15 protein-coding genes are annotated in these 22,901 nt (G+C 70.7%); 13 read left to right on the forward strand and 2 right to left on the reverse strand.

Annotated features, from left to right (window positions below; genetic code table 11):
- Positions 1-2: 2 nt before the first annotated feature.
- Positions 3-1,865: an NAD(P)/FAD-dependent oxidoreductase gene (locus tag LB310_RS13030; RefSeq protein WP_278807198.1), complete on the forward strand. Its 1,863-nt coding sequence runs from the start codon at positions 3-5 to the stop codon at positions 1,863-1,865.
- On the opposite strand, the gene LB310_RS13035 is transcribed toward LB310_RS13030, so the two are convergent.
- Positions 1,862-2,389 carry a cob(I)yrinic acid a,c-diamide adenosyltransferase gene (locus LB310_RS13035; RefSeq protein ID WP_278807200.1) on the reverse strand — a complete coding sequence of 176 codons (528 nt, stop codon included), beginning with the start codon at positions 2,387-2,389 and terminating at the stop codon, positions 1,862-1,864. The two genes, LB310_RS13030 and LB310_RS13035, sit on opposite strands and share 4 nt — an antisense overlap.
- A 142-nt stretch (positions 2,390-2,531) precedes the next feature.
- Entirely contained in the window at positions 2,532-2,933 is a 402-nt protein-coding gene (locus tag LB310_RS13040; RefSeq protein WP_278807202.1) for an MGMT family protein, read from the reverse strand.
- A 241-nt stretch (positions 2,934-3,174) separates the two neighbouring features.
- On the opposite strand from LB310_RS13040, the gene LB310_RS13045 reads away from it, so the two are divergent.
- The 12 genes from LB310_RS13045 to glpK all read left to right on the forward strand — a co-directional run bounded on the left by LB310_RS13045 (position 3,175) and on the right by glpK (position 22,821).
- Positions 3,175-4,824, forward strand: a complete 1,650-nt coding sequence (locus LB310_RS13045) for an efflux RND transporter periplasmic adaptor subunit (protein ID WP_278807203.1) — start codon at positions 3,175-3,177, stop codon at positions 4,822-4,824.
- 4 nt (positions 4,825-4,828) lie between these two features.
- A complete protein-coding gene (locus LB310_RS13050; RefSeq protein WP_278807204.1) occupies positions 4,829-5,569 on the forward strand; it encodes an ABC transporter ATP-binding protein in 741 nt (246 codons plus the stop codon).
- Positions 5,566-6,753 carry an ABC transporter permease gene (locus tag LB310_RS13055; RefSeq protein ID WP_278807206.1) on the forward strand — a complete coding sequence of 396 codons (1,188 nt, stop codon included), beginning with the start codon at positions 5,566-5,568 and terminating at the stop codon, positions 6,751-6,753. Before LB310_RS13050 ends, LB310_RS13055 begins: the two co-directional genes overlap by 4 nt.
- Before the next feature lie 93 nt (positions 6,754-6,846).
- Positions 6,847-7,584 carry a DUF1847 domain-containing protein gene (locus tag LB310_RS13060; protein WP_278807207.1) on the forward strand — a complete coding sequence of 246 codons (738 nt, stop codon included), beginning with the start codon at positions 6,847-6,849 and terminating at the stop codon, positions 7,582-7,584.
- A gap of 435 nt (positions 7,585-8,019) precedes the next feature.
- On the forward strand, positions 8,020-15,048 hold the full coding sequence (locus LB310_RS13065; RefSeq protein ID WP_301155162.1) for a DUF4430 domain-containing protein: 7,029 nt from the start codon (positions 8,020-8,022) through the stop codon (positions 15,046-15,048).
- A 2-nt stretch (positions 15,049-15,050) separates the two neighbouring features.
- Positions 15,051-15,938, forward strand: coding sequence for a DUF4430 domain-containing protein (locus LB310_RS13070; RefSeq protein WP_278807209.1), 888 nt, complete (start codon positions 15,051-15,053; stop codon positions 15,936-15,938).
- A 15-nt stretch (positions 15,939-15,953) separates the two neighbouring features.
- On the forward strand, positions 15,954-16,835 hold the full coding sequence (locus LB310_RS13075) for an energy-coupling factor transporter transmembrane component T (protein ID WP_278807210.1): 882 nt from the start codon (positions 15,954-15,956) through the stop codon (positions 16,833-16,835).
- Positions 16,823-18,550: an ABC transporter ATP-binding protein gene (locus LB310_RS13080; protein ID WP_278807213.1), complete on the forward strand. Its 1,728-nt coding sequence runs from the start codon at positions 16,823-16,825 to the stop codon at positions 18,548-18,550. Before LB310_RS13075 ends, LB310_RS13080 begins: the two co-directional genes overlap by 13 nt.
- Positions 18,547-19,254, forward strand: coding sequence for an ECF transporter S component (locus LB310_RS13085; protein ID WP_301155163.1), 708 nt, complete (start codon positions 18,547-18,549; stop codon positions 19,252-19,254). Before LB310_RS13080 ends, LB310_RS13085 begins: the two co-directional genes overlap by 4 nt.
- Before the next feature lie 122 nt (positions 19,255-19,376).
- The gene (locus LB310_RS13090) at positions 19,377-19,979 is read left to right on the forward strand and encodes an L-threonylcarbamoyladenylate synthase (protein ID WP_278807217.1); all 603 of its coding nucleotides are present in this window, start codon (positions 19,377-19,379) and stop codon (positions 19,977-19,979) included.
- Between the two features lie 386 nt (positions 19,980-20,365).
- On the forward strand, positions 20,366-21,346 hold the full coding sequence (locus LB310_RS13095) for an alpha/beta fold hydrolase (protein ID WP_278807219.1): 981 nt from the start codon (positions 20,366-20,368) through the stop codon (positions 21,344-21,346).
- Positions 21,325-22,821, forward strand: coding sequence for a glycerol kinase GlpK (gene glpK / locus LB310_RS13100; protein WP_278807220.1), 1,497 nt, complete (start codon positions 21,325-21,327; stop codon positions 22,819-22,821). Before LB310_RS13095 ends, glpK begins: the two co-directional genes overlap by 22 nt.
- Positions 22,822-22,901 lie beyond the last annotated feature (80 nt).

Consider the following 22,901-nt stretch of genomic DNA (forward strand, 5'->3'; position numbering starts at 1 on the left):
GCATGCTCGAGGTGTCCAACATGAGGCTGCCGCTCGACGCAGGGCTGCCGGGTGCGGCGGGCGAACGGCTCGTGCGCGAGGCGGCGGCCCAGGCGCTGGGCGTGCCGGCGACCGAGGTGGCGGCGGTGCGCGTGCTCAAGCGCAGCGTGGACGCGCGCAAGAAGCGCGACGTGCACTTCGTGGCCGCCCTTGGCGTGGAGCTGGCGGACGCGGCGGCCGAGGACCGTGCGCTCGCGGCGGCGCAGGCCCGCGGTGGGGCGGGCGCCGCGAAGGGCACGCACGTCAAGCGCCGCGTCCCCTACGAGCCGCTCGCGGTGCCGCGCGCGGGGGCCGCCGCCGGGGCGGAGCCGCGCCCGGTGGTGGTGGGAGCGGGGCCGGCGGGGCTGTTCTGCGCGCTCTACCTGGCGCGGGCCGGGCTGCGACCGCTCGTGCTGGAGCGCGGCGGCGACGTGGACGAGCGCTTGGCCGCCGTGGCCGCGTTCGATGCGGGCGGCGACCTGGACCCGCACACGAACATCCAGTTCGGCGAGGGCGGGGCCGGCACGTTCTCGGACGGCAAGCTCACCACGAACATCAAGAACCCGCTCGCGCCGCACGTGCTACGGTGGTTCGTGGACGCAGGCGCGCCCGAGGAGATACTCTGGCAGGCAAAGCCCCACATCGGGACCGACCTGCTGGTTGACGTGGTGCGGCGGCTGCGCGGCCAGATAATCGCGGCGGGCGGCGAGGTGCGGTTCAACGCGCAGCTCGCGGGCCTGCGGTTCGAGGACGGCGCGCTTGTCGAGGCGGAGGCGCGGGACGTGCGCACGGGCCGCACAGAGCACATGCCGGCGCGGCGCGTCGTGCTGGCATGCGGGCACTCCGCGCGCGACACGTTCGAGCTCGTGCACGAGGCGGGCTTGGCGCTGGAGCAGAAGCCGTTCTCGGTGGGCGTGCGCATCGAGCACCTCCAGCGCTCCGTGGACGAGGCCCAGTACGGAGCGGCCGCCGCGCACCCGGCGCTCGGCGCGGCCGACTACAAGCTGGCGGTGCACCTGCCCGCGCGAGGGGGCGAGGACGCAGGGTCCGCCGGCGGCTTCGGCAGGAGCCGCGGCGGCGGCACAGGCGGCGAGGGCCGAGGCGTGTACACGTTCTGCATGTGCCCGGGCGGGCAGGTGGTGTGCGCGGCCAGCGAGGCGGGCGGCGTGGTGGTGAACGGCATGAGCCGCTTCGCGCGCGACGGCGAGAACGCGAACAGCGCGCTGCTGGTGGGCGTGGGGCCGGAGGACTTCGGGAGCGACCACCCGCTGGCGGGCGTGGAGCTGCAGCGCCGCATGGAGCGGGCGGCCTACGAGGCGGCCGTGGCGGCCGGCGGCGCGCCGTACCAGGCCCCCGCGCAGACGGTGGGCGACTTCCTGGCCGGCCGTGCGGGCGGTCCGAGCGCCGCGGTGCGCCCCACGTACGCGCGTGGCGTGGCGTGGTGCGACCTGCGGGACTGCCTGCCGCCGTTCGTGGCCGACGCGCTGGCCGAGGCGCTGCCGCTTCTCGACGCAAGGATGCACGGCTTCGCCGATGCCGACGCCGTCATGACCGGCGTGGAGACGCGCAGCTCCAGCCCCGTGCGCATCGTGCGCGACGAGGGTCTGCAGGCCGTGATGGCGGGCAGCGGGGCCGCGGCTGCGCAACGCGACGGCGGCGGGGCTGCAAGCGCCCGGCGCACGGCCGGCGATGCGGCCGCCGGCCCGCGCCCGGCCGCTGCCGGCGTGTCCTGCGGCAGCGGCCTCTATCCCTGCGGCGAGGGTGCCGGCTATGCCGGCGGCATCATGAGCGCCGCCTGCGATGGCTTGCGCGTGGCCCAGGCGGTGGCGGGCGACGTCGCCCGCTAGAACTCGATGCCGCGCCGCGCGGGAACGCCGTCGCGGTAATAATGCCTCACCTCGCGCATCTCGGTCACGAGGTCGGCTGCGGCCATGACCTCGTCGCTGGCGCCGCGGCCCGTGATGACGAGCTCGACCCCCTCGGGCTTCTCGCGGATGGCGTCCAGCAGGGCGCCCGGTTCGAAGTAGCCGAGCGAATCGGCCACGTTCGCCTCGTCGAGGACCACGACATCGTAGTTTCCGCTGTTCATGGCCTTGATTGCGCGGGCTAGGCCGTCGCAGGCCGCCTGCGCGTCGCGCAGCGGGTCGGGGGCGGACAGCTCGTCGCCCGTGCCGAACTGCTCGGTCGTCACCAGCGCGCCCGGCAGGGGCATCGCCCTGAACGCGCTGACCTCGCCGGTCTCGCCGTGCTTCATGAACTGCCCGAAGTACACGCGCAGGCCCTCGCCCGCCGCGCGCAGGGCCAGCCCGGCGGCGGCCGTGGTCTTGCCCTTGCCGTCGCCCGTGTACACCTGCACCTTGCCCTGCTCCATGCCGCTCCTTTCGCGGAGCGTCCGTTCCGGGCGCTCCCGTTCGCCTGCCGCGCTCGAGGGCGCGCGTCGCGCGTTCCCGCCCGCGTGCCGTCGACGCCCGCGCGTCACGCCGGCGGGCCCAATCGGCGCGGTGCCTGCTCCGTCAGTCGCCCAGCTCGCGTTCCCAGTCGAAGTCGGGAGGAGGCGCCAGGGGCACGCTCCCGTCGCCCTCGTCGGCGTCCAGCCGGCCGTCCCATTGGCAGGCGACCATGTCCACGTGCTCGTCGTCGGAGAACGTGACGCCCTCCTCTTCCAGCATCTCGCGCTGCACGTCGGGGCCGCCGAAGGCGTAGCCGCGGCACAGGCCCCCGTCCTTGAACACGATGCGATGGCAGGGGATGTGGTTCACCTCGGCGTCCGGGTCGGGGTTCGCGTGCAGCGCGTAGCCCACGTAGCGGGCCGACCGCGGAGCGCCTATCAGGCGCGCCACCTGCCCGTACGATGCCACTTTGCCGTGCGGCACCTGCCGCACCACCGCGAACACCCGCTCCGAGAAATCGCCCATGCCGCCGTCCTTCCGCCCGCGCCCCGCGCCTTTTCCTGCTAGGGTATCGCATTGCCCGCGGCCGCGCAAAGGGTCGCCCGCCCGCTCGCCTCAACCGCAGTTTGAGGAATATGTGGTTTCGACGGCTCGGTGCATACCCGCCCAATTCGGCTTCCCTTTTCCTCTTCCGCACCCTATGCTGGAACGGAGAGGCTTACGCTCGATGCCTTGGGGACTGATCGCTTCTTCACACGGGAGGTTCATGATGGCACTGCGACGCAACCGGCGGGGAGACGGCGCGGACGAGCGCGCATCCTGGAGCGACGGCGGGGCGACGGCGCCGGTGTCTGCGCATCCCATCGGTGCAGCGGCGGGCGAGGACGCCTCCGCGCGCATCGTTCCTGCGGCGCCCGCCGCCCCCGCGATGCCCGCCGCCGGGCCTGCGCCGCAGGCGGCCCCCGGCGCGACCGCCGCGCTCGCCGGCATCCCGCATGCCAACGTCCCCGGCTCAACCGATCCGTTGGGTCCCGCGGACCTGGTCGACGCCGAGGCGCTCGCCGACATGCGGGCGTTCAACGACCTCAAGGCGAAGCGCAAGAAGCAGCGCAAGCGCAAGATCATCATCGGCGTCGCATCGACCGTGGCGGTGCTCGCCGTCGCGGGCGGCGCGTTCGCGTGGTACACGGCCGACCAGGCGGCCAAGGCGTTGCAGAACATGGCCCCGCAGACCGGCTTCGTGGAGCAGGGCACCTTCGTCGAGACGGTGTCGGCCTCCGGCAACCTGCAACCCGTCGCGTCGGTGAGCGCCACGCCCGAGGTGGACGGCATCGTGGGCGAGGTGCTCGTGGCCGAAGGCGATGCGGTGGAAGAGGGCCAGACGCTGTTCACCGTGGTCAACGACGAATTGGACAAAGCGGTGAACCAGGCGGCCCAGGGGATCGAGGAGGCCAGGAACGGCGTGGCCCAAGCCCAGAACGCCGTGAACGACGCCTACCACGCCAAGTCCGCCGGCCAGCAGGCGGCCGCGAACGCGCAAGCCCAAGCGCAAGCAGCCGCGGAGGCCGCCAAGGAGGCCGGGGGAGCGGCGGCCGGGTCGTTCGCCGGCGAGCAGGCGTCCTTCGACGAGTCCAGCGCGGATTCCGCCATCAGGTCGGCCGAACTCGCCTTGAGCAACGCGAACCTCGCGCTGCAGAACGCGCAGAGCGCTTACGACGAGGCCGTCGCGCGCGCCGCCAAGCGCACGGTGACCGCCTCCATCGCCGGCAGCGTCGTCGCGGTGAACATCGAGCCCGGCAAGGCGCTCGGGGCCACGGCGAGCGCCGCGACCTCGCCCGTGCAGATCGCCGACCTGTCGCAGATGACCGTCTCCATCAACGTGAACGAGATCGACATCCTCAAGATCAGCGCCGACCAGACCGCCGAAGTCACGTTCACCGCCGCCCCCGACCTCACGCTGCCCGCCACCGTGGTGAGCATCGCCACCACGTCGGCCGGCTCCGGCGACCCGTCGGGCGGTGCCATGTACGGCGGCATGGGCGGCGCCGTCACGTACGCGGTGAAACTGCTCATCGCCGAGCCCGACCCGCGCCTCAAGCCCGGCATGACCGCCAAGGCCACCATCACCACGACCACCATCGACAACGCGCTCATGGTGCCCATCTCGGCCGTGCAGTCCGACGGCGCGGGCGGCAGCTTCGTGATGGTGCTCACCGACCCCGAGACGCAGGAGATGGACATGCGCGAGGTGGAGGTCGTCGCGTCGGACGGTCTCACGTCCGTCGTGAAGGGCCAGGTGAAGGCCGGCGACGAGGTGGTCGTGAGCGGAGGCGCGGGCGGCGCGCCGGGCGACATGGGCATGGAGGCCGGCGGCATGGCCGCGGCCGACTCCGCCGGCAGCGTCATGGTGGGGTAGCGCCATGGCCAACGTGGTTGAAGCCGTCGACCTGCACCGCATCTACGAGAGCGCTTCGGGCTACACGCACGCCCTGCGCGGCGTGTCGCTGACGGTGGCGCAGGGCGAGTTCCTCGCCATCATGGGCCCGTCGGGTTCGGGCAAGTCCACGCTCATGAACCTGCTGGGCTGTCTCGACACGCCCACGCGCGGGCGCTACCTGCTCGAGGGCGTCGACGTGGCCGACTACCGCGACGACGAGCTCGCCGAGATCCGCGCCACGCGCCTCGGCTTCGTGTTCCAGTCGTTCAACCTGCTGCCGCGCGCCACCGTGCTGCGCAATGTGGTGCTGCCGCTCATCTACACGGCCTGCCCGCGCAAGGAGCGCGAGCTGCGCGCCCATGCGGCGCTGCGCAGCGTGTCGCTCGACGAGCGGCTGTACGACCACCGCAGCAACGAGCTGTCGGGAGGCCAGATGCAGCGCGTCGCCATCGCGCGCGCCCTCGTGAACGATCCGGCGCTCATCCTGGCCGACGAGCCCACGGGCAACCTCGACACCGCCACGGGCGACATGGTGCTGAACACGTTCAAACGCCTCCGGGATGCGGGCAAGACCATCGTGCTCATCACGCACGAGCCCGACGTAGCCGCCCATGCCGACCGCGTGGTGCACATCCGCGACGGGCGGCTTTTCGACGGTGTACACAGCACCGGTGGCGTGTACCACGAGCCCGGCGCAGGCAGTGGGGAAGAGGTGCGGCCATGAAGCTCTCCGACCTGTTCTACGAAACATGGCACGCGCTGTCCGCGAACAAAGGCCGCTCGCTGCTCACCATCCTCGGCATCGTTATCGGTATTGCGGCTGTCATTGCCATGACCTCGCTCATCGCGGGAATCCAGAACACGCTCATGGGCGAGATGGGCTTCGAGCAGGCGCGTCAGGTGTCTATCAACGCCTATTCGCCGAACGGCATCACGTTCGACGATCTGGACAAGCTGGAACGCGGCATGCCGGAGTACGAGGCCATCACCGGCGCAGCGTATTCGTCGGCCGAGATCACCGGCGCCGACGGCCAGGCGAACTATGCAACCGTTATCGGCGCCCGCTCCGAGTATTTCAAGGTGATGGGTATGAAGCTCAAGGAGGGGCGTTTTTTCACCGACGCCGAGGACGACGGCGCGGCGAGGTTCGCCGTCATCGACGCGAATTCCATCATGCAGTTCTTCGGCAGCGCCGACGCGCAGGCAGTCGGCTCGTCCATCCACCTGGGCAACGACGACTACACGGTAATCGGCGTGCTGGAGTCGTCCACGTTCATGGGCGGCGCTCAGCTGTACGTGCCCTACACCACGGTGGAAACGCGAATGGGCAACTCGGGCGGCATCCAGCAAATCGTCGGCTTCGCGCACGAGGGTACCGACATGGACCGCCTCGTGGAGACGACGAAGGTGTACGTGGCGCAGTACTTCAACCTCGAGCCCGAAAACGTGTACGTGCAGTCGCTCGATGCTGTCATCAAGCAGATGGAAACCATGATGACGTCGTTTTCGCTGCTCATGGGCTCGGTGGCGTCTATCTCACTGTTCGTGGGCGGCATCGGCATCATGAACATGATGCTGACGAACGTCACCGAGCGCATACGCGAGATAGGCCTGCGCAAGTCGCTCGGCGCGCGTCGTCGCGACATCACGAAGCAGTTCTTGCTCGAGGCCATCATGCTGTGCGTGGCCGGCGGCGCGTTCGGCATCGTGTTCGGCTTCTTGGCCGCGTGGGGCTTGGGCCAGGTGATCGGGGCGGTGCAGGCGGGCATGACCGTCACGCCGGTGCTCGCGCCGGGCGTGGTGTTCGGCGCCGTGGCCGTGTGCGTGCTCATCGGCGTCGTGTTCGGCTACTACCCGGCCCGCCGTGCCGCCAAGCTCGACCCGGTGGAGTCGCTGCGCTACCAGTAGCGGAAGGAAAAGCTCGGCCCGTCGCGTTCGGCAACGCGCGCCGCACCCCGGTGCACCGCAAACGCAGGGCCGGAAGGCCTGGAAAGGGAGCATATGGAAAACGACGATCCGCGCAGCTGCGCCAACTGCGCCGTGCGGGCTTGCGACGACCGTAGCGCCGAGGGGGCCGCGCGGGCCTATCCCTCGTTCTGCCTGACGCAGCGCACGCCCGACGAGGAGTTCGAAGACGCGGCCGCCCTCTACCGGGACGATCCCGAGACGGCGCGCATCTTCCAAGCAGCCGCCGAGGTGGAGGGCCTCTTCTACAGCCAGCTCACGCGCGTGGAGGAGGTCATGGTGTTCGCCCGGCGCATCGGCGCGCGCAAGATCGGCATCGCCACGTGCATGGGGCTCATCGACGAGGCCCAGGCGTTCGCCCGCATCCTGCGCGCCAAGGGATTCGAAGACGTGTGCGCCGTGGCCTGCAAGGTAGGTGCCGTGGCGAAGGAGCGTGCGGGCATCGCTGACGACGTGAAGGTGCATCCCGGCTGCTTCGAACCCACGTGCAACCCTATCATGCAGGCGCGCATCTTGAACGAAGCCGGCTGCGACCTGAACGTGATCGTGGGCCTGTGCGTGGGCCACGACACGCTGTTCATGAAGCATGCGGAAGCTCCCGTGACCTACCTGGTGGTGAAGGACCGCGTGCTCGCGCACAACCCCGCAGCCGCGCTCTACACGAAGGGCTCGTACTACAAGCGCCTCCTGTCGCCCGACCTTCCCGAGCCGCGCCCGCGTGCAGGGAAGGAAGGCGGTACTCCGATGCTGGGGGACGCCGCCCAGGTCGAGTAGCCGGCGCGCGGGAAGCCGCCGGCCGCGAGGGGGCGCCTGCGCCGCTGCGCTCGCTGCCCGGGGCGTAACCCGCCAGACCTTATTTGTCCGCGAGTCTTTCCGCGCCGTCCCCGCGGCGTCGGTTTGGTGCTAGAATGCGTCAGCAATAGAAATTGGCTAGGATGGAGCGCGCCGGGCGCGGCGCCGGGCCGCCGACGAGGCTGCCCGAGGGGAATGCGGGTGAGAATCCCGCGCTATACCAGTAACCGTAAACGCCGATGAGCGGAACCCGCGATGCCCCCGCAGCATCGCCCGTCTCAGATGAGGCAAAGTCGGACTACCTGTCCATCACACCTCGAAGCCCTGGAAAGTGAGGTTCCGATGACCATCGGTTCTCAATCTGCGCGCTCCGGTTCGGACGGTGCGGAACTACCCAAGAAACTACTTTCCCTGCTCATGGCTATGGTGCTGGCGTTCTCGCTCGTGCCGAGCGCCGCCTGGGCGGCGGACGCGGCCTCCGAGCCCTCCGCACCTGCCGGAGTCGCCGGGCAGGACGAAGCGCTCGAAGAGGAGCCGGCCGCCGTTCCGACGGAGGAGCCGGCGGGCGCGGCTCTGCAGGACGCCACCACCCCTGCCGAGGGCGACGAGCCGAGTTTCGCTGATGGGCAGGTGCTCGAGGCGAAGCATCCCCCATTGACCTCGGCGGACGAGCTGAAGTCCGAAGACGGCGCCGCGTCCAGTCCGGCCCCGGTCTCGGCGCCTGTACCGGACGATGACTCATATGTATTCATCCAGGCTACTCAGGACCAGGACGGAACCGGTAAGGTGACCGGGCCCGTCGAAGTCGGGACGGTGCTTTGGGCCAACCTCCACGACTACGACTCCGACGACGCCATCCCCAGCGAGGACGGCTGGGCCTACCAGTGGATGGCGGGCCCGAGCGCCTCTTCGAGCGCGGCGGCCTACAAGCCCATCGCGGGACAGGCCGCGCAGAAGCTCGAGATCACCGAGGAGCTGGCCGAAGAGCTGGCGGGCTCGTACCTCGTCGTGAAGGTCACGGTCGACGGCCGCGACTACTACGGCCCCGGCTACTCCGGCATCTCGACGTACAACGTTCCCGGCCCGGTCATGAGGCCCGGCGCGGTGCAGCTTTCCGGTGTTGAGCTGGCGAAGCCCGCGTCGTTCGAGGTGGGTACGGTGCTCGAGGCGAAAGCGTACACGGGCTCCTCCTACGCGCCTACCTACGTGGACGAGGGCGTCGCGTACACGTGGAAGTACGCGGAGACGGCGAGCCCTTCCTACAACACGAAGTGGACGCCCATCGAGGGCGCGACCGGCAGCACGTTCACGGTCACGGACGAGTACCAGGGCGCGTGCATCTCGGTGTCCGCGAACGCGGGCGCGAACACGGTCGACTTCGGCTACCCCTACGGCTACGGGCCGTTCAAGCAGGCGGGGGCGGTGGACATCTACTCCGCCGTCCTCTTGAACGGCACGGCGACCACCAACGCGTTCGCCGTGGGCGACACCGTCGCCGTGCAGGCGAAGGAGAAGGGCGCTTCGGCCCCCATTGACCCCGACAAGCTCACGTACCAGTGGCTCGCGAGCGACGACGGCGCTTCGTTTGAGGAGATTCCCGGCGCGACGCAGGCGAGCCTCCAGCTGGATGCGGGCTACGAGGGCAAGCAGGTCAAGTGCCGCCTTGCCGCGAAGGTGGGCGGCAGCACGTACCTGACGCGCGCCACCGGCAAGATCGCCGCGGCCGGCTCCGTCAACGTCACCTCGGTCAGGCTCGACAAGTCCGGCAAGCTCGCCGTGGGCGACACGCTGAACGCGACGGCGAGCGCGGCCTCTGGCGACGTGACGGACGACCCGCGCGTCGCTTGGTCGTGGTATCGCGGCGGCAGCGCCTACGCCACCGACGAGAAGATCGAGGGCGCGACGGGCAGCTCCCTCGTCGTGACCGACGAGCTCGTCGGCAGCTATCTCGAGGCGCGAGCCGATGGCGGCTACGGCGAGAAGGACTCCTCCGCCGCCGGCCCTGTGGTGAAGGCAGGCTCCGTGGAGCTGTACAAGGTGGAGGCGACGGGTGACCCTCGCGTGGGATCCACGCTCTCGGCGAAGGCCTACGAGAGCGCTTACGCGCAAGTGCCCGGCAGCGCCATCGTCGACTACCAGTGGCAGTACGCCGAAACCAGCACCACGTCCGACAGCGCCTTCAAGAACATACCCGGCGCGACCGGATCGACCTACACCATCGGCGAGACCATCGACGGCGCGCCTGCGACCGGGCGCTACGTGCGGGTCAAAGCCACGTCCGACGGAACCGTCGTCTCCACGAAGCAGCCTTCGTACTACGGCTCGACCTATGTCGACCCTCTCGGCCCCATCATGCTGGAGGGCGCCTACGAGCTGTCGTCGGTCAAGCTGGCGTCGTCGGGGCAGGGCATGCAGGCGGGCAACACCATCACGCCGACGGCCCAGGTGAAGGACGGCTACTACGAGAGCGCCGCGCCCGCCGACGCGAAGGTGGCCTACGCGTGGGAGGTGCGCGACGGCGAGGGCGCTGCGTTCGAGCCGCTTGAGGAGGGCGTCGCGCCCGACGGCGCGCTCACGCTTTCGCCGGCGCTCGTGGGCAAGCAGGTGCGCGTGTCCGCCAACGCGCTTGTGGAGGGCAACAACCCGCGAAGCGCCGCCTGCACCGTGCTGGCGGCAGGCGAGTACGACCTGCTGCGCGTGACGCTCAGCCCCGCCTCGGGCGACCTGTTCACCGGCGACGAGATCACGGCCAGGGTCCAGGCCAGAAGCCTGGCGAGCGCTACCTACGGCGACGACGTGTCCGACGACGTAACGTACGCCTGGTCGGCGGGCGAGAGCCCGGAGGGCCCGTTCGTTCCGATAGAGGGCGCCGATTCCAAGAGCCTCTCCATCCCGGCGTCTGCTGCCGGCCGGTACCTCAAGGTTACCGCCACAAGCGGCACGTCGTCGGTCGAGGCCTTCACGTCGGGCGCGGTCGTGGCATCCGACTCGCTCGAAGGCGCGGCGAAGAAGCTGGAAAAGGCGGGCTTCAGGGCGAACCCGGTCTACGGCCAGGACGAGGACATGAACGACGTAGTGGAGTCCGCGCTTGCCGACCTCGGCTTCGCCGACGTGTCCGTCACCACGAAGTCCGCCGAACCGCGCCGAACGGACGAGCACGCGACGGTGGGCGTGTCCACGGTCGCAGGAGACGAGAACGGCCGTATCACCTATTTCTTCATGGATCCCGATTCCGCATCGAGCCCGTATCTGTCCTACACCCAGCTGCGCCAGTTCGATTTCACGTTCACGCTCTCGCGCAACGGCGAGACCTACGAGTATGCTCCAGGCTATCCAGGCGCCATCCCGTGGGACGACGGCAAGGTGGCGGAGCTGCTCGGCCAGAAAGCATCCATGCTTGCGGTGGGCTTCGCCTCGGGCGATAGCGCTGCCAGCGTGACGCGCAACCTGACGCTTCCCTGCAAACTGTCGGACGGCTCGGGTGCAAAGAAATCCTGGTCAGGCGTTTCCTGGGCTTCGTCCGACCCTCTGGTCGTTGCTGTTGCCGGCAACGCGTTGTCGGACCGCACGGGAAAGGTCACGCGCACGGCGGCCGACCGAACCGTGTTGCTGACGGCTGCCGTTTCCGCGGGGGGCATCTCGTCGTCCGGCGGCCCGGAGACGACTATCGAGAAGACGTTCGAGGTCACCGTGAAAGGCGACCCGGACAAGGTGGCGGCGGAGAGGGCGGCGCTCGAGCAGAAGGTGGGGGAGAACTTCACCTGCGACAGCATCACGCTGGCCGAGACGGGGGAACCTGTCGGCGCGAGCGCGCTGACGGGCGACGTGAGCCTGCCGAAGCCGGCTACGATCGGCGTGGACGGCAAGTACTACGAGGTGAAGTACGCGGCCTCGACCGACGCAGTGGTGCCGAACGGGTGGGCCGGCAAGGTGTACCGCCCGCTGCCCGGCGAGGCTCCGGCGCAGGTGGATATCACGCTTACCGTGACCGACAAAGCGAACGCCGAGATCAGCGCCTCCAAGACGCTCTCGTTCACGGTTTCCCCCATGGATCAGGCCGACCTCGACCGCGAGGCTGCGCTCATGGAGCAGGCCGTGGCCGGCTACGCCGCCGCGCTTGCGAACGGCCAGGACGCCGGCGCGGTCACGGGCGACCTGCACGCGTTCCAGAAAGCCTACCTCGACGAGGACGGCAATCTGGCCTGGGCGTACGACCATGAGGCGGCCGACGCCGCGGGTGACGGCATCGTGCCGGTGGACCTCGAGGGCTACGACCCCTTGGGCTCGGCCGGCTGGCGCCTGTTCAAGTCGAGCAACCCTTCCGTGGTGTCCCATGAGAACCTGCTGGTGACCCAGCCCGCATACAACGCGAAGGTGACGGTCGAGTCGCGGCTGTCCAGCGAGAAGTACGCGCGCTATGCGGAGCGCTATCCGGACGACCCCGTCTTCCAGAAGCTGGCCGGGCGCACCGTGGCCGCCGAGTTCACGGTCGAGGGCACGAGCGGGCAGGAGGACCCCTTCGTCACGGCCACGTGCTCGGTGATCGGCATGGACAAGGACGGCGCGGCGCAGACCTGGGCGGCGGCCGAGCCGTACACGCTCGACGCGGGGGCCACGGTGGCCGATCTGGCCGAGGCGCTGTTCGCGAGAACCGGGATGACGGCTGACTTCGGCATCGGCGCATGGGGATGGTCGCTCAACTCCATCACCTCGCCGTTCGACGCCGTGCTGACGCTTCGTTGGGGCACGTTCCAGGGCTTGGGCTGGATGTTCTACGTGAATGGCCAGGACCTTGGCAAGGGCGCGGGTGACTGCGTGCTCCAGCCGGGCGACCGCGTCATCTGGCGCTACGGCGCCTGGGATGACCCGGCTCCCTCCGACAAGCTGTCGGTGACGTGCGAGGTTATCGGCGCGGACGCCGACGGGGCTACGCAGACGTGGGCCTCCGCGACGTCGTTCGTCCTAGACGAGGGCGCGACGGCCGCCGACCTCTCCGAGGCGCTGTTCCAGCAGACGGGTCTGTCCGCCCAGACGGGCACGGGCCAATACGGCTGGTTCCTCGATTCCATCGCCTCACCGTACACCGGCGAGCAATTGGGGAGCGTCGAGACGTCCCCGGGCGTGTGGTCGTACTGGCAGCTGTTCGTGAACGGGGAGCTGGCGAAGGTAGGCGCCGGAGGCCACGTGCTCGAGGCGGGAGACGAGGTTGTCTGGTGTTATGGCTCTGACGGCACGCTGCCTGGCCAGGTGGCGGCTTCCTGCGAGATCGTCGGCCTCGACGCGAACGGCAACGCGCAGCGATGGGCTGCCCCCGCAACCTATACGATGGTGGAAGGCGCCACGGCGGCCGATCTCACGGAGCAGGTGTTTGCAGCGCAGCGTATCGAGGCGGACTACGATCCCGACGGAACGTACGGCTGGTTCCTCGACTCCGTCACCTCGCCTTTCGATCCGTCGCTTACGCTGGCGATGGAATCTGCACCTCCGTACCGTTACTGGCAGCTCTTCGTGAACGGCAAGCCCACGGACTTTGGCGCCGGCTCGATCGTGCTGCAACCGGGCGACGAGGTGTCGTGGTTCTACTCTGAATACGGTGCGAGCCTTCCCGACCTGGACGACGTCGTGATCGAGCCCGACGCCCCGCGCCCGAGCTACGATGCTGCCTGGCCCGGCTTCGGCGGGGACGGCGCGGTGGAGGCGCCCACGCCCACGCAATCGGCGGAGCAGGCGTGGTCCTACGATTTCCGCGAGGGTGCGAGCGGCGACGTGGGCGCGTCGGAGCCGCTTATCGTGAACGGCGACGTGTACCTCGTGGTGAACGGGGAGCTGCGGGTGATCGACGCGTCCACCGGGGCGGTCAAGAAGAACCGCGACGGGAGGGAGCTGCGCGCGAACGTCGGGGGAAGGAGCGCCTACTGCAACCGTCCGGTCTACACGGGGGGCGTGGTCATCGTGCCGTCCGACGACGGGAGCCTCGCCGCCTTCACGGCCGACGAGCTGGTGTGCGTGTGGAAGACGAAGCCGCTCGAGGCGGACGGCGCGCAGGGCTACCAGTCGCTCTCGTCGCTGACGGTGAATGGATCGTACGTGTTCGCCGCCTTCACGACGGTCGGCGCCGGCAGCGTGGGCACGGGCGGCGTGCGCCTGTGCGTGGACGTGCGTGACGGGTCGATGAGGTGGCTGCAGCGGGACGAACCGGCCGAGCAGGGCGGCGCGGCCGGCTACTACTGGGCCGGCGCCGCCGTGTCGGGGGCCGACCTCGTCGTGGGCAACGACGCGGGGCTCGTGCAGCTGGTGGACGGCGAGACGGGCGCGGTGAAGGCGACGGTCGACGTGGGCGCCCCGATCCGCGCGGGCGTCGTCGCTCTCCCCGAGACGGCGCGGGCCGGCGCGGGCGACCGGTTCGCCGTGGTGTCGGGCGACGGCGTGCTGCACCTCGTCGCCCGCGAGGGCGACCGGCTGGCCGAGGCGGGTTCCGTGAAGTTTGCCGGCAAGTCCACCTCCACACCGGCCGTGTCGGGTGGCAAGGCGTTCGTATGCGGTGCCGACGACCAGGGGTACGGCACGCTCTCGGTCATCGATCTAGCGTCGCTTTCCGTGGAGCGCACGGTGCGCGGCGGGAAGGGCGAGGCGCAGTCGTCCCCGCTCGTGTCGTTGCAGGGCGACGGCACGTACGCGTACTTCACCTGCAACGGGCTGCCCGGCGGGGTGTACGGCTACCGACTGGGCGACGAGGCGGCCTACACGCTGTTCACGCCTGCCGCCGGCGAGCAGAACTACTGCTTCGCTTCCGTCGTGGCCGACGGCGCTGGCAACCTGTACTATACGAACGACGCGGGCCGGCTGTTCGCCCTGAAGGGGCTGGACGGCGTGCGGGTGACGTTCGACGCGCAGGGCGGCTCGTTCGTGCCGTCGGTCTTCGTGGCGCTGGGCAAGCCGGTGCTGCGCCCGTCCGATCCGGTGCGCAGCGGTTACACGTTCGCGGGCTGGTTCTCCGACGAGGCGTGCACGGCGGCGTGGGACTTCGCGACGCCGGTCGGGTCGGCTCTCACGCTGTATGCCAAGTGGGAGAAGCAATCGGGCCAGCAGGAAGGTTCGACGGATGGCGAGACCTCGTCGGGCGTGGCACCCGGCCAACGCACGCCGCTCGGCGGTGCGCCGGCGGCCGCGCATGCCCCGCTTGTGCAGGAGGCCGCCGCCAAGGCGGAGGAGAAGGCGGACGCGGGAGCGGCGAAGGCGTCGACGCGCGCCGGGGCCTCGTCGGCTGCGGGAGGCTTCGCCGCCGACGACGGACCCTCGACGCCCGGCGTGCCCGGCGGCGTGAACCCGTGGGCCGTCGGGGGCATCGCCGTGGGCGCCGCCGGCTTGGCGGGCGCCGTCGCGTACGCTGTGCTGGGACGCCGGAGGGTGAGCGCTTCCGCGCCGCAGGGGAAGGGAAGGAGCTAGTCATGGCCGAAGACAGGAAGCCGGACGACCGCATTGCCCCGCGAGCCCCGCGCACGGCGGGCGAGGCGGCTGCGCCCCTTGAGGTGCGGGACGATAAGCCCCTCGCCCATGGCGGCGAGGTGGAGGAGGCGGCTCCTCCGCGCGAGGATGAGGCTGCGCGCCCCTGCCTCGATGGCGCTGGCGAGCACGCTGCCGAGGCCTCGCGGGCGAAGCGCGTCCCGCTGAGCGCTGCGCAGAAGGTGGGCGTTGGCATCGCCGCGGCGCTCTCTGTCGCTCTCATCGCCGTGTCGGCGTACTTTGTCGCCGCCCCGGCGGCCGAGGGGCCCCAGGCCGGCGACCTGCTTGCTACCACGCAGGAGGCGGGGCCTGCGGGCCAGGCGGACGAATCCGCCGCCGCGGACGACCCGCAGCAGGCGGAGGAGCAGGGCGGAGCGGACGGGGCAGCGGCCGGAAACCCCGCAGGTGCGGATGCGTCGGCACTCGCAGCCGAGGCAGGAGCCGACGTGTCCGACGGCGGCGCGTTGGGCGGCGGGGCGACGCCGGACGGCTCTGCATCCGCCTCGTTGAGCGCACCTGCGCGGCCGGCCACCGTCACCGTGAGCGTGACCGTGGACTCGTCGGCCGCCGACGGGCGCGTGTCGGGCGGCGCGAACCCCACGTTCGAGCAGGGTGCCACCGTCTACGACGCGCTTATGGCATGCGGCCTTTCCGTCAATGCGTCCAGCACGCCGCTCGGTATCTACGTCAACGCCATCGGAGGCCTGGCGGAAAAGGAGTACCCCGGTGAGAGCGGGTGGAAGTATTCCGTCAACGGCGAGGTTATCATGAGGTCCTGCGACAGCGTCGTTTTGCAGGACGGCGACGTCGTGCGCTGGTTCTACGCTCGATAGGAAGGGGGTGCGGCGATGCTCGGCAGCGGGGGCGCGAAGCCCACGGCGTTCGATCGGTATCATCCGGCAGTGGCGTTTAGCTACTTCGCCTGCGTGCTCGCGTTCGGCATGGCGGCGATGCAGCCGGTCTACCTCGCCCTCTCGCTCGCGGCGGCGCTCTCGTACAGCATCGTTTTGCGGGGCGTGCGCGCCACGCTGCGCACGGCGCTGTGGCAGATGCCGCTCATCCTGGTGATGGCGGTGGCGAACCCGCTGTTCTCGGCCATGGGCTCCACGGAGCTCTTCCGCATCGGCCTGCGGGCGTTCTACCTGGAGAGCCTGGTGTTCGGCGCCTGCATGGGCGCCATGCTGGCGTGCGTGCTGCTGTGGTTCTCGAACGCCTCGCGCGTGCTCTCGTCGGACAAGGTCATGGCGCTGTTCGGCAACGCGGCCCCCACGATCGGCCTCATGCTGTCCATGGCGATGCGCCTCGTGCCCCAGTTCATGCGTCGGGGCGCCACGGTGGGCGACGTGCAGCGGGCCTGCACGTCCGCACGTGCCACGGGGCTGCGCGAGGGTGCGCGCTCGCAGCTGCGCCTGACGTCCGTGCTGATGGGATGGGGAATGGAAGACTCGCTCGAAACGGCCGACGCCATGCGCGCGCGCGGGTGGGGCGCCCGCGCGCGCCGCACGACCTACCGTCGCTGCCGCTTCCGCGCCCGCGACGGCGCGGCGCTTGGCGTGTTGGCGGTGCTCGCAGCGCTGAACGCCGCGCTCGCGTACGTCGCCTGCACGCAGTTCCACTTCTACCCCACGCTGAGCGCGCTCGCGGTGTGGTGGGGCTATGTTCCCTTTGCCATGCTGGCGTTCGCGCCGCTCGCGCTCGAGCTAAAGGAGCGTGCGCGATGGACGCGGTGAGGGCGCAGGGCTTCGCGTTCACCTACCCCGATGCGCCGGCGCGCACGTTCGGCCCGCTCGACTGGCGGGTTGCGGAGGGGTCGTTCACGTTGCTCGTGGGTGCCACCGGCTGCGGCAAGACCACGCTTCTGCGCTGCCTCAAGCCCGCGCTCGCGCCGACGGGCGCCCAGGAGGGCCGCTTGGAGGTGCTGGGCCGCGAGCCGGCCGCGTTCGACGCCGCCGACGGCGCCGCGCAGGTGGGCTACGTCGCCCAGAACCCGGAGAACCAGCTGGTGTGCGACACGGTGTGGCACGAGCTGGCGTTCGCGCTGGAGAACATCGGCCTCGACCAGAACGCCATGCGCCGGCGCGTCGCCGAGGTCGCGCACTTCTTCGGCATCGAGCCGTGGTTCCGCGCGTCCGTGGCCGACCTGTCGGGCGGCCAGCAGCAGATGGTGAACCTGGCGGCCGTGCTGGCGTGCCAACCGCGGCTGCTCGTGCTCGACGAGCCCACGGCGCAGCTCGACCCGGTGGCCGAGAAGAACTTCCTGCACGCGCTCTTCCGCGTGAACCGCGAGCTGGGCATCACCGTCGTCATGGCAACCCACGCCCCCGAGGCCACCGCCCCCTACGCCACCGACCTCGTGGAGCTGGCGAACGGCCAGGTGCGCCCGGTTGCCGTTCCCTGCGCGACGGCAGCTGCACCCGCACCCGGCCCCGCGTCCGCCTTCGGCCCTGCATCCGCGATCCCCTCCCCACGCGTCGAGGGCGCGTCAGGTGGGTCCGAGAATCCTCTTCTCGACGTGGAGGCGGCGCCCCGCCCGATCCGCGAGGCGTCCTCCGCCACAACCCGCGAGGCGCCTCCCGTCCTCTCCTTCCGCGACGCGCACTTCCGCTACTCCCGCGAGGCCGGTTGGGTGCTGCGCGGTTTGGACCTGGACGTGCGCATGGGCGATGTCCACGCCGTCGTGGGAGGCAACGGCTGCGGCAAGTCAACGCTGCTGCGCCTTGCGGCCGGCGTTCTCCGCCCCGAGCGCGGGCGCGTGGCCAACCGCCTGGCCGCCCGTCAGGCGCTGCTGCCGCAGAACCCGAAGGCGCTGTTCGTGTGCGATACGGTGGCCGAGGAGCTGCGCGAGTGGCAGCGCGGCTGCGGCTACGGAGACGATGCGGTGGATGCGGCGCTCGGGCGCTTCTCGCTCGCGGCGCATGCCGCGCGGCATCCCTACGACCTGTCGGGCGGCCAGCAGCAGCTGCTCGCCTTCGCGAAGATCCTGCTCACCGACCCCGACCTGCTGCTGCTCGACGAGCCCACCAAGGGCCTCGACACGCCCACGAAGCGCGTGCTGGCCGATGCGGTGCGTTCCTGCGCCGGCTCCGGGGCCACCGTCGTGCTCGTGACCCACGACCTGGCGTTCGCCGCCCGCGTGGCCGACCGCGCCACCATGCTGTTCGACGGCGAGGCCGCCTGCACGGAACCTGCCGGGGAGTTCTTCGCGGGCAACCTGTTCTACCGCCCGGTGCCCGATGCGTTCTTCCGCACCTGGCGCGCCGGGGCGGGGGAGCCGCAGGCCGACGACGGCCCGGACGGCGGGAGCGGCGCTCCTACCCGCCCCGGCCCCCTTGCCTCTCCGGGCGGAGGCCTGCGCACCTCCTTGGAGGGCGGTCCTCTGCCCGCGTCGGGGGCAAGCGCATCGGGGGCTAACACGCTCGATCCCGATGACGGGACGGCCCGATGAGCGCCGCCCGCGTGCTGCGCGCGTTGGAGGTGCCCGCGCTCTTGGCGGTGCCGCTCGTTCTGGCCGCGTGCGCCTACCTCAACCTCGACCAGAGCGCGCTGCTCACCGTGGCCACGGCGCTTACGGCAGTGGGGGTGTTCTTCGCCGCCTTCGAGACCTCGCGTCCCTCCTTGCGGCAGGTCATGCCCACGGTGGTGCTCGCCGCCCTCGCGGCGGCCGGCCGCATGCTGTTCGCGCCCATCCCCGACTTCAAGCCGGTGTCGGCTATCTGCATCTTAGCGGGCGCAGTGTTCGGCCGGCGCAGCGGCTTCATGGTAGGCGCGCTTGCCGCGCTCGTGTCGAACTTCTTCTTCGGACAGGGCCCGTGGACGCCCTGGCAGATGTACGCCTGGGGGCTCGTCGGCTACCTGGCCGGCGTGCTGGCCGACCGCGGCTGGCTCGACCGCACGCCGGCGCTGCTCGCGTTCGGCTTCTCGTCGGGGCTTTTGTACGGCCTGCTGCTGAACGGCTGGAACGCCATCGGCTTCGTCCACCCGCTCACGCTGCCCGCCGTCCTCGTGTCCTTCGGCGCCGCGCTGCCGTTCGACCTCATGCACGGTGCGGCAACGGTGGCGTTCCTCGCCGCCCTGTACCTGCCTTGGAAGAAGAAGCTCGAGCGCATCAAGAAGAAGTACGCGCTGGTGCCCGACGGCGGCGCGCAGTGAGTTCCCGTCAGCCGGCCGGCTGTGCGGTGCTCGGCGACGCGTGTTGCGGTGCGCACGAGGCGGCGTGCTACAATGGCGGCTCCCCGCATGGTGCAGGGAGGGCGGCAGAAGGCGAGAACCTCATGCGAACCAGTACGATCGACCAGGCGGCCCGCGCCCTCAGGCAGGGCGAGGCGGTCATCTTCCCGACCGAGACGGTGTACGGCCTGGGGGTCTCCGTGCGCGCCGCGACAGGCCCCGACGTGCTCTACGACCTGAAGGAGCGCGACCGCGGCAAGCCCATCTCCTGGCTGGTGGGAGGCGCGGACGACCTCGACCGCTACGGCGCGCGCGTTCCCGCGCTCGTGCGCAAGCTGGCGGGCGCGTACTGGCCCGGTCCGCTCACCCTCGTCGTGCACGCTTCCGACGAGGTGCCCGAGGCGTTCCGCTCGGACGCGGGCACCATCGGCCTGCGCATGCCCGACAACGCCACGGCGCTCGCGCTCGTCCGCGCCGCCGGATGCCCTCTGGCCACCACGTCGGCGAACCTCTCGGGCCGTGCGGCCGCCGGCGCCCTCGATGCCCTCGACCCCGAGCTTGCCGCACGCGTCGGCACGATCGTGCCCGACGAGGCCGACGGCGCCTCGAGCGGCGTGGCCTCCACCGTGCTCGACTGCACGCAGGATCCCCCTGCAATCGTGCGCGAGGGCGCCGTGACCCTCGCAGATATCCTCGCCCTCGCCTAGGGCGCTGCTCCCCATTCTGCACAGTAATCACCGAATTTCGACGTTTTTGCGCGGGAAAGCTTCGCTTCCCCTGCCTCCCGGTGCGAACGGCTCCCGTTTCGCCTGGTCGCGTGGCTTCGAAGAAGCGCAAGCCCTGCCGAGGTGGATGCAGGGCGTACAAAATCGGTGATTACTGCGCTGGGAGCTCGACCAGCCGGACAGGGGGCCGTCCGCCCGGCCCGCCAGCATCTGGCCGCCAGTCCGCCGACATCCGCCCGTCCAGCCCGCCGACGGCCGGCCGCCCGGCTCGCCGGCATCCAGCCATCGCGCCCATCTACCCATCTGCCCGCCGCCCGCGGCTTCTCGGGTATAATGAAGCCTCCAAACAACTCCCGGGGAGGGCGCGCATGGCTGCTACGGTTTCCACTGCTCCGATCGGTTTCCTGTCCCACGACGGCACATCCCAGATCAGGGGCCTCATCTGGGCGCCCGAGCGCCCGGCGGGCACCCGTGCGCCCGCGCCGCGCGGCGTCGTGCAGATCGTGCACGGCATGTCCGAGCACCTGGGGCGTTACGACGAGTTCGCCCGCTTCCTCGTGGGCTGCGGCTTCGTGGTGTGCGCGAGCGACCACGTGGGCCACGGCAAGAGCGTACCCGACCCCGCCAAGCTGGGGTGCCTGCCCGCGCACGGCGGCAAGGACGTGCTCGTCGAGGACGTCCACGAGCTGCGCCGCACGGTGGCGGCCCGCTACTCCCGCCAGACGCCCTACATCCTGTTCGGCCATTCCATGGGCAGCTTCGTCGTGCGCGCCTACCTGGCCCGCCACGCCGAGGGCCTGGCCGCGGCCGTCATCTGCGGCACGGGCACCCAGCCGCTCGCGCTGTCGAAGGCTGGCAACTTCGTCGCGCGCCGCATAGCGGCGTCGAAGGGGGAGGACTACCGGAGCGCCTTCCTCGACGGTTTGGGTGCCGGCGCCTTCGCCAAGCAGATCGAGAACGCCCGCACGCCGTTCGACTGGCTGTCCACCGACCCGGCCGTCGTGGACGCCTACATTGCCGACGAGATGTGCGGCGCCATGTTCTCCGCGGGCGGCTACGCCACGCTCACCGACCTCACGGGCGAGGTGGTCACGCGTGCCTGCGCGGCGAAGGTGCCCCGCGGCCTGCCCGTGCTGTTCGTGGGCGGCGCCGAGGACCCGGTGGGCAGCTGCGGCAAGGGCGTGCACGCCGCCGCCGAGCTCCTGCGCGGCGCGGGGGTCGAGCGCGTGGACGAGGTCCTCTACTCGGGCATGCGCCACGAGATACTCAACGAGCCCGGCCGCGCCCAGGTCTATACTGACATCGCACAGTGGATAGAGGAGCACGCATGCGAAAAGCCTACGTCGTAGCGCTCGACCAGGGAACCACCTCGTCGCGCGCCATGCTCGTCGACGCGGACGGGCGCGTCGTCGACGCGGTGCAGAACCCGTTCCCGCAGCATTACCCCCGCCCGGGATGGGTGGAGCACGACCCGCTGGACATCCTGTCGTCCCAGCTGGGAGCCCTCGCCGAGCTCACGGTGTCGCACGGCCTGGGGCCCGCCGACCTGGACAGCATCGGCATCACGAACCAGCGCGAGACCACGGTCTTGTGGAACCGCGAGACGGGCCGGCCCGTGGGCAACGCCATCGTGTGGCAGTGCCGCCGCACGGCGCCCATCGTGGAGGAACTCTGCGGCGACCCCGACGTCGCCCGTCGCATCGCGGACACGACGGGGCTCGTGCCCGACGCCTACTTCTCGGCCAGCAAGATCAAGTGGCTGCTCGACAACGTGCCCGGCGCCCGCGCCGACGCCGAGGCCGGCAAGCTGGCGTTCGGCACCGTGGACAGCTGGCTCGTGTGGTCGCTCACGGACGGGCAGGTGCACGCCACCGACGTCACGAACGCCAGCCGCACCATGCTCTACGACATCCACGGGATGCGCTGGGACCCGTGGCTGCTCGACCTGTTCGGCATTCCCGCGTCCCTGCTGCCGGACGTGCGCCCCTCGTCGGCCGACTACGGCGTGACGGCGAACCCCGGCGTGGTGCGCGGCGTGCCCATCCGCGGCGTGGCGGGCGACCAGCAGGCCGCGCTCTTCGGCCAGTGCTGCTTCGAGGCGGGGCAGGCGAAGAACACGTACGGCACCGGTTGCTTCCTGCTCATGCACACGGGGCGCGAGGCGTGCCGTTCCACGAACCGCCTGGTCACGACGCTGGCCGCCTCCGCGCCGGGCACGCCCGGGCCCGAGTACGCGCTCGAGGGCAGCGTGTTCATGGCCGGCGCGCTGCTGCAGTGGCTTCGCGACGAGCTGGGCCTCATCGACGACGTGGCCGAGACGTGCGCCATCGCGCGCAGCGTGCCCGACACGGGCGGCGTGTACGTGGTGCCCGCCTTCACCGGGCTCGGTGCGCCGTACTGGGACGCCGAGGCGCGCGGTGCCATCTACGGCCTCACGCGCGGGACGAACCGCGCCCATATCGTGCGCGCCGCGCTGGAGTCGCTGGCCTACCAGGTGCACGACCTGGCCGTGGCCATGGAGGCGGACGCGGGCCTGCCGCTGAAGGTGCTCAAGGTGGACGGCGGCGCGTCGGCGAACGATTTTCTCATGCAGTTCCAAAGCGACCTCTTGCGCACGTCGCTGCACCGTCCCCAGAATACGGAGACGACGGCGCTCGGCGCGGCCTACCTGGCCGGTTTGGGAACCGGCTTCTGGAAGGACACCGCGCGCCTGTGCGATCTGCGCTTGTCGGACACGGTCTACGTACCGGGCATGGAGGACGCCCGCCACGCCAAGCTGCTGGAAGGCTGGGCCGAGGCCGTGAAGCGCACGATGGCAAGATAAACGCCCCGGTCGCCCCAAGGACGGCCTGCCGCCCGCCCGGCGTGGCGGGAACCGAGAGCAGCGAGAGACGAATGGAAAGG

This window comes from Gordonibacter sp. RACS_AR49, from assembly GCF_030418435.1.
Taxonomy (GTDB): Bacteria; Actinomycetota; Coriobacteriia; order Coriobacteriales; family Eggerthellaceae; genus Gordonibacter; species Gordonibacter urolithinfaciens.

Coding starts and splice junctions, on each gene's coding strand:
- LB310_RS13030 (WP_278807198.1), top strand. CDS start 3: ATGCTCGAGGTGTCCAACATGAGGCTGCCGCTCGACGCAGGGCTGCCG.
- LB310_RS13035 (WP_278807200.1), bottom strand. CDS start 2,389: ATGGAGCAGGGCAAGGTGCAGGTGTACACGGGCGACGGCAAGGGCAAG.
- LB310_RS13040 (WP_278807202.1), bottom strand. CDS start 2,933: ATGGGCGATTTCTCGGAGCGGGTGTTCGCGGTGGTGCGGCAGGTGCCG.
- LB310_RS13045 (WP_278807203.1), top strand. CDS start 3,175: ATGATGGCACTGCGACGCAACCGGCGGGGAGACGGCGCGGACGAGCGC.
- LB310_RS13050 (WP_278807204.1), top strand. CDS start 4,829: ATGGCCAACGTGGTTGAAGCCGTCGACCTGCACCGCATCTACGAGAGC.
- LB310_RS13055 (WP_278807206.1), top strand. CDS start 5,566: ATGAAGCTCTCCGACCTGTTCTACGAAACATGGCACGCGCTGTCCGCG.
- LB310_RS13060 (WP_278807207.1), top strand. CDS start 6,847: ATGGAAAACGACGATCCGCGCAGCTGCGCCAACTGCGCCGTGCGGGCT.
- LB310_RS13065 (WP_301155162.1), top strand. CDS start 8,020: ATGGCTATGGTGCTGGCGTTCTCGCTCGTGCCGAGCGCCGCCTGGGCG.
- LB310_RS13070 (WP_278807209.1), top strand. CDS start 15,051: ATGGCCGAAGACAGGAAGCCGGACGACCGCATTGCCCCGCGAGCCCCG.
- LB310_RS13075 (WP_278807210.1), top strand. CDS start 15,954: ATGCTCGGCAGCGGGGGCGCGAAGCCCACGGCGTTCGATCGGTATCAT.
- LB310_RS13080 (WP_278807213.1), top strand. CDS start 16,823: ATGGACGCGGTGAGGGCGCAGGGCTTCGCGTTCACCTACCCCGATGCG.
- LB310_RS13085 (WP_301155163.1), top strand. CDS start 18,547: ATGAGCGCCGCCCGCGTGCTGCGCGCGTTGGAGGTGCCCGCGCTCTTG.
- LB310_RS13090 (WP_278807217.1), top strand. CDS start 19,377: ATGCGAACCAGTACGATCGACCAGGCGGCCCGCGCCCTCAGGCAGGGC.
- LB310_RS13095 (WP_278807219.1), top strand. CDS start 20,366: ATGGCTGCTACGGTTTCCACTGCTCCGATCGGTTTCCTGTCCCACGAC.
- glpK (WP_278807220.1), top strand. CDS start 21,325: ATGCGAAAAGCCTACGTCGTAGCGCTCGACCAGGGAACCACCTCGTCG.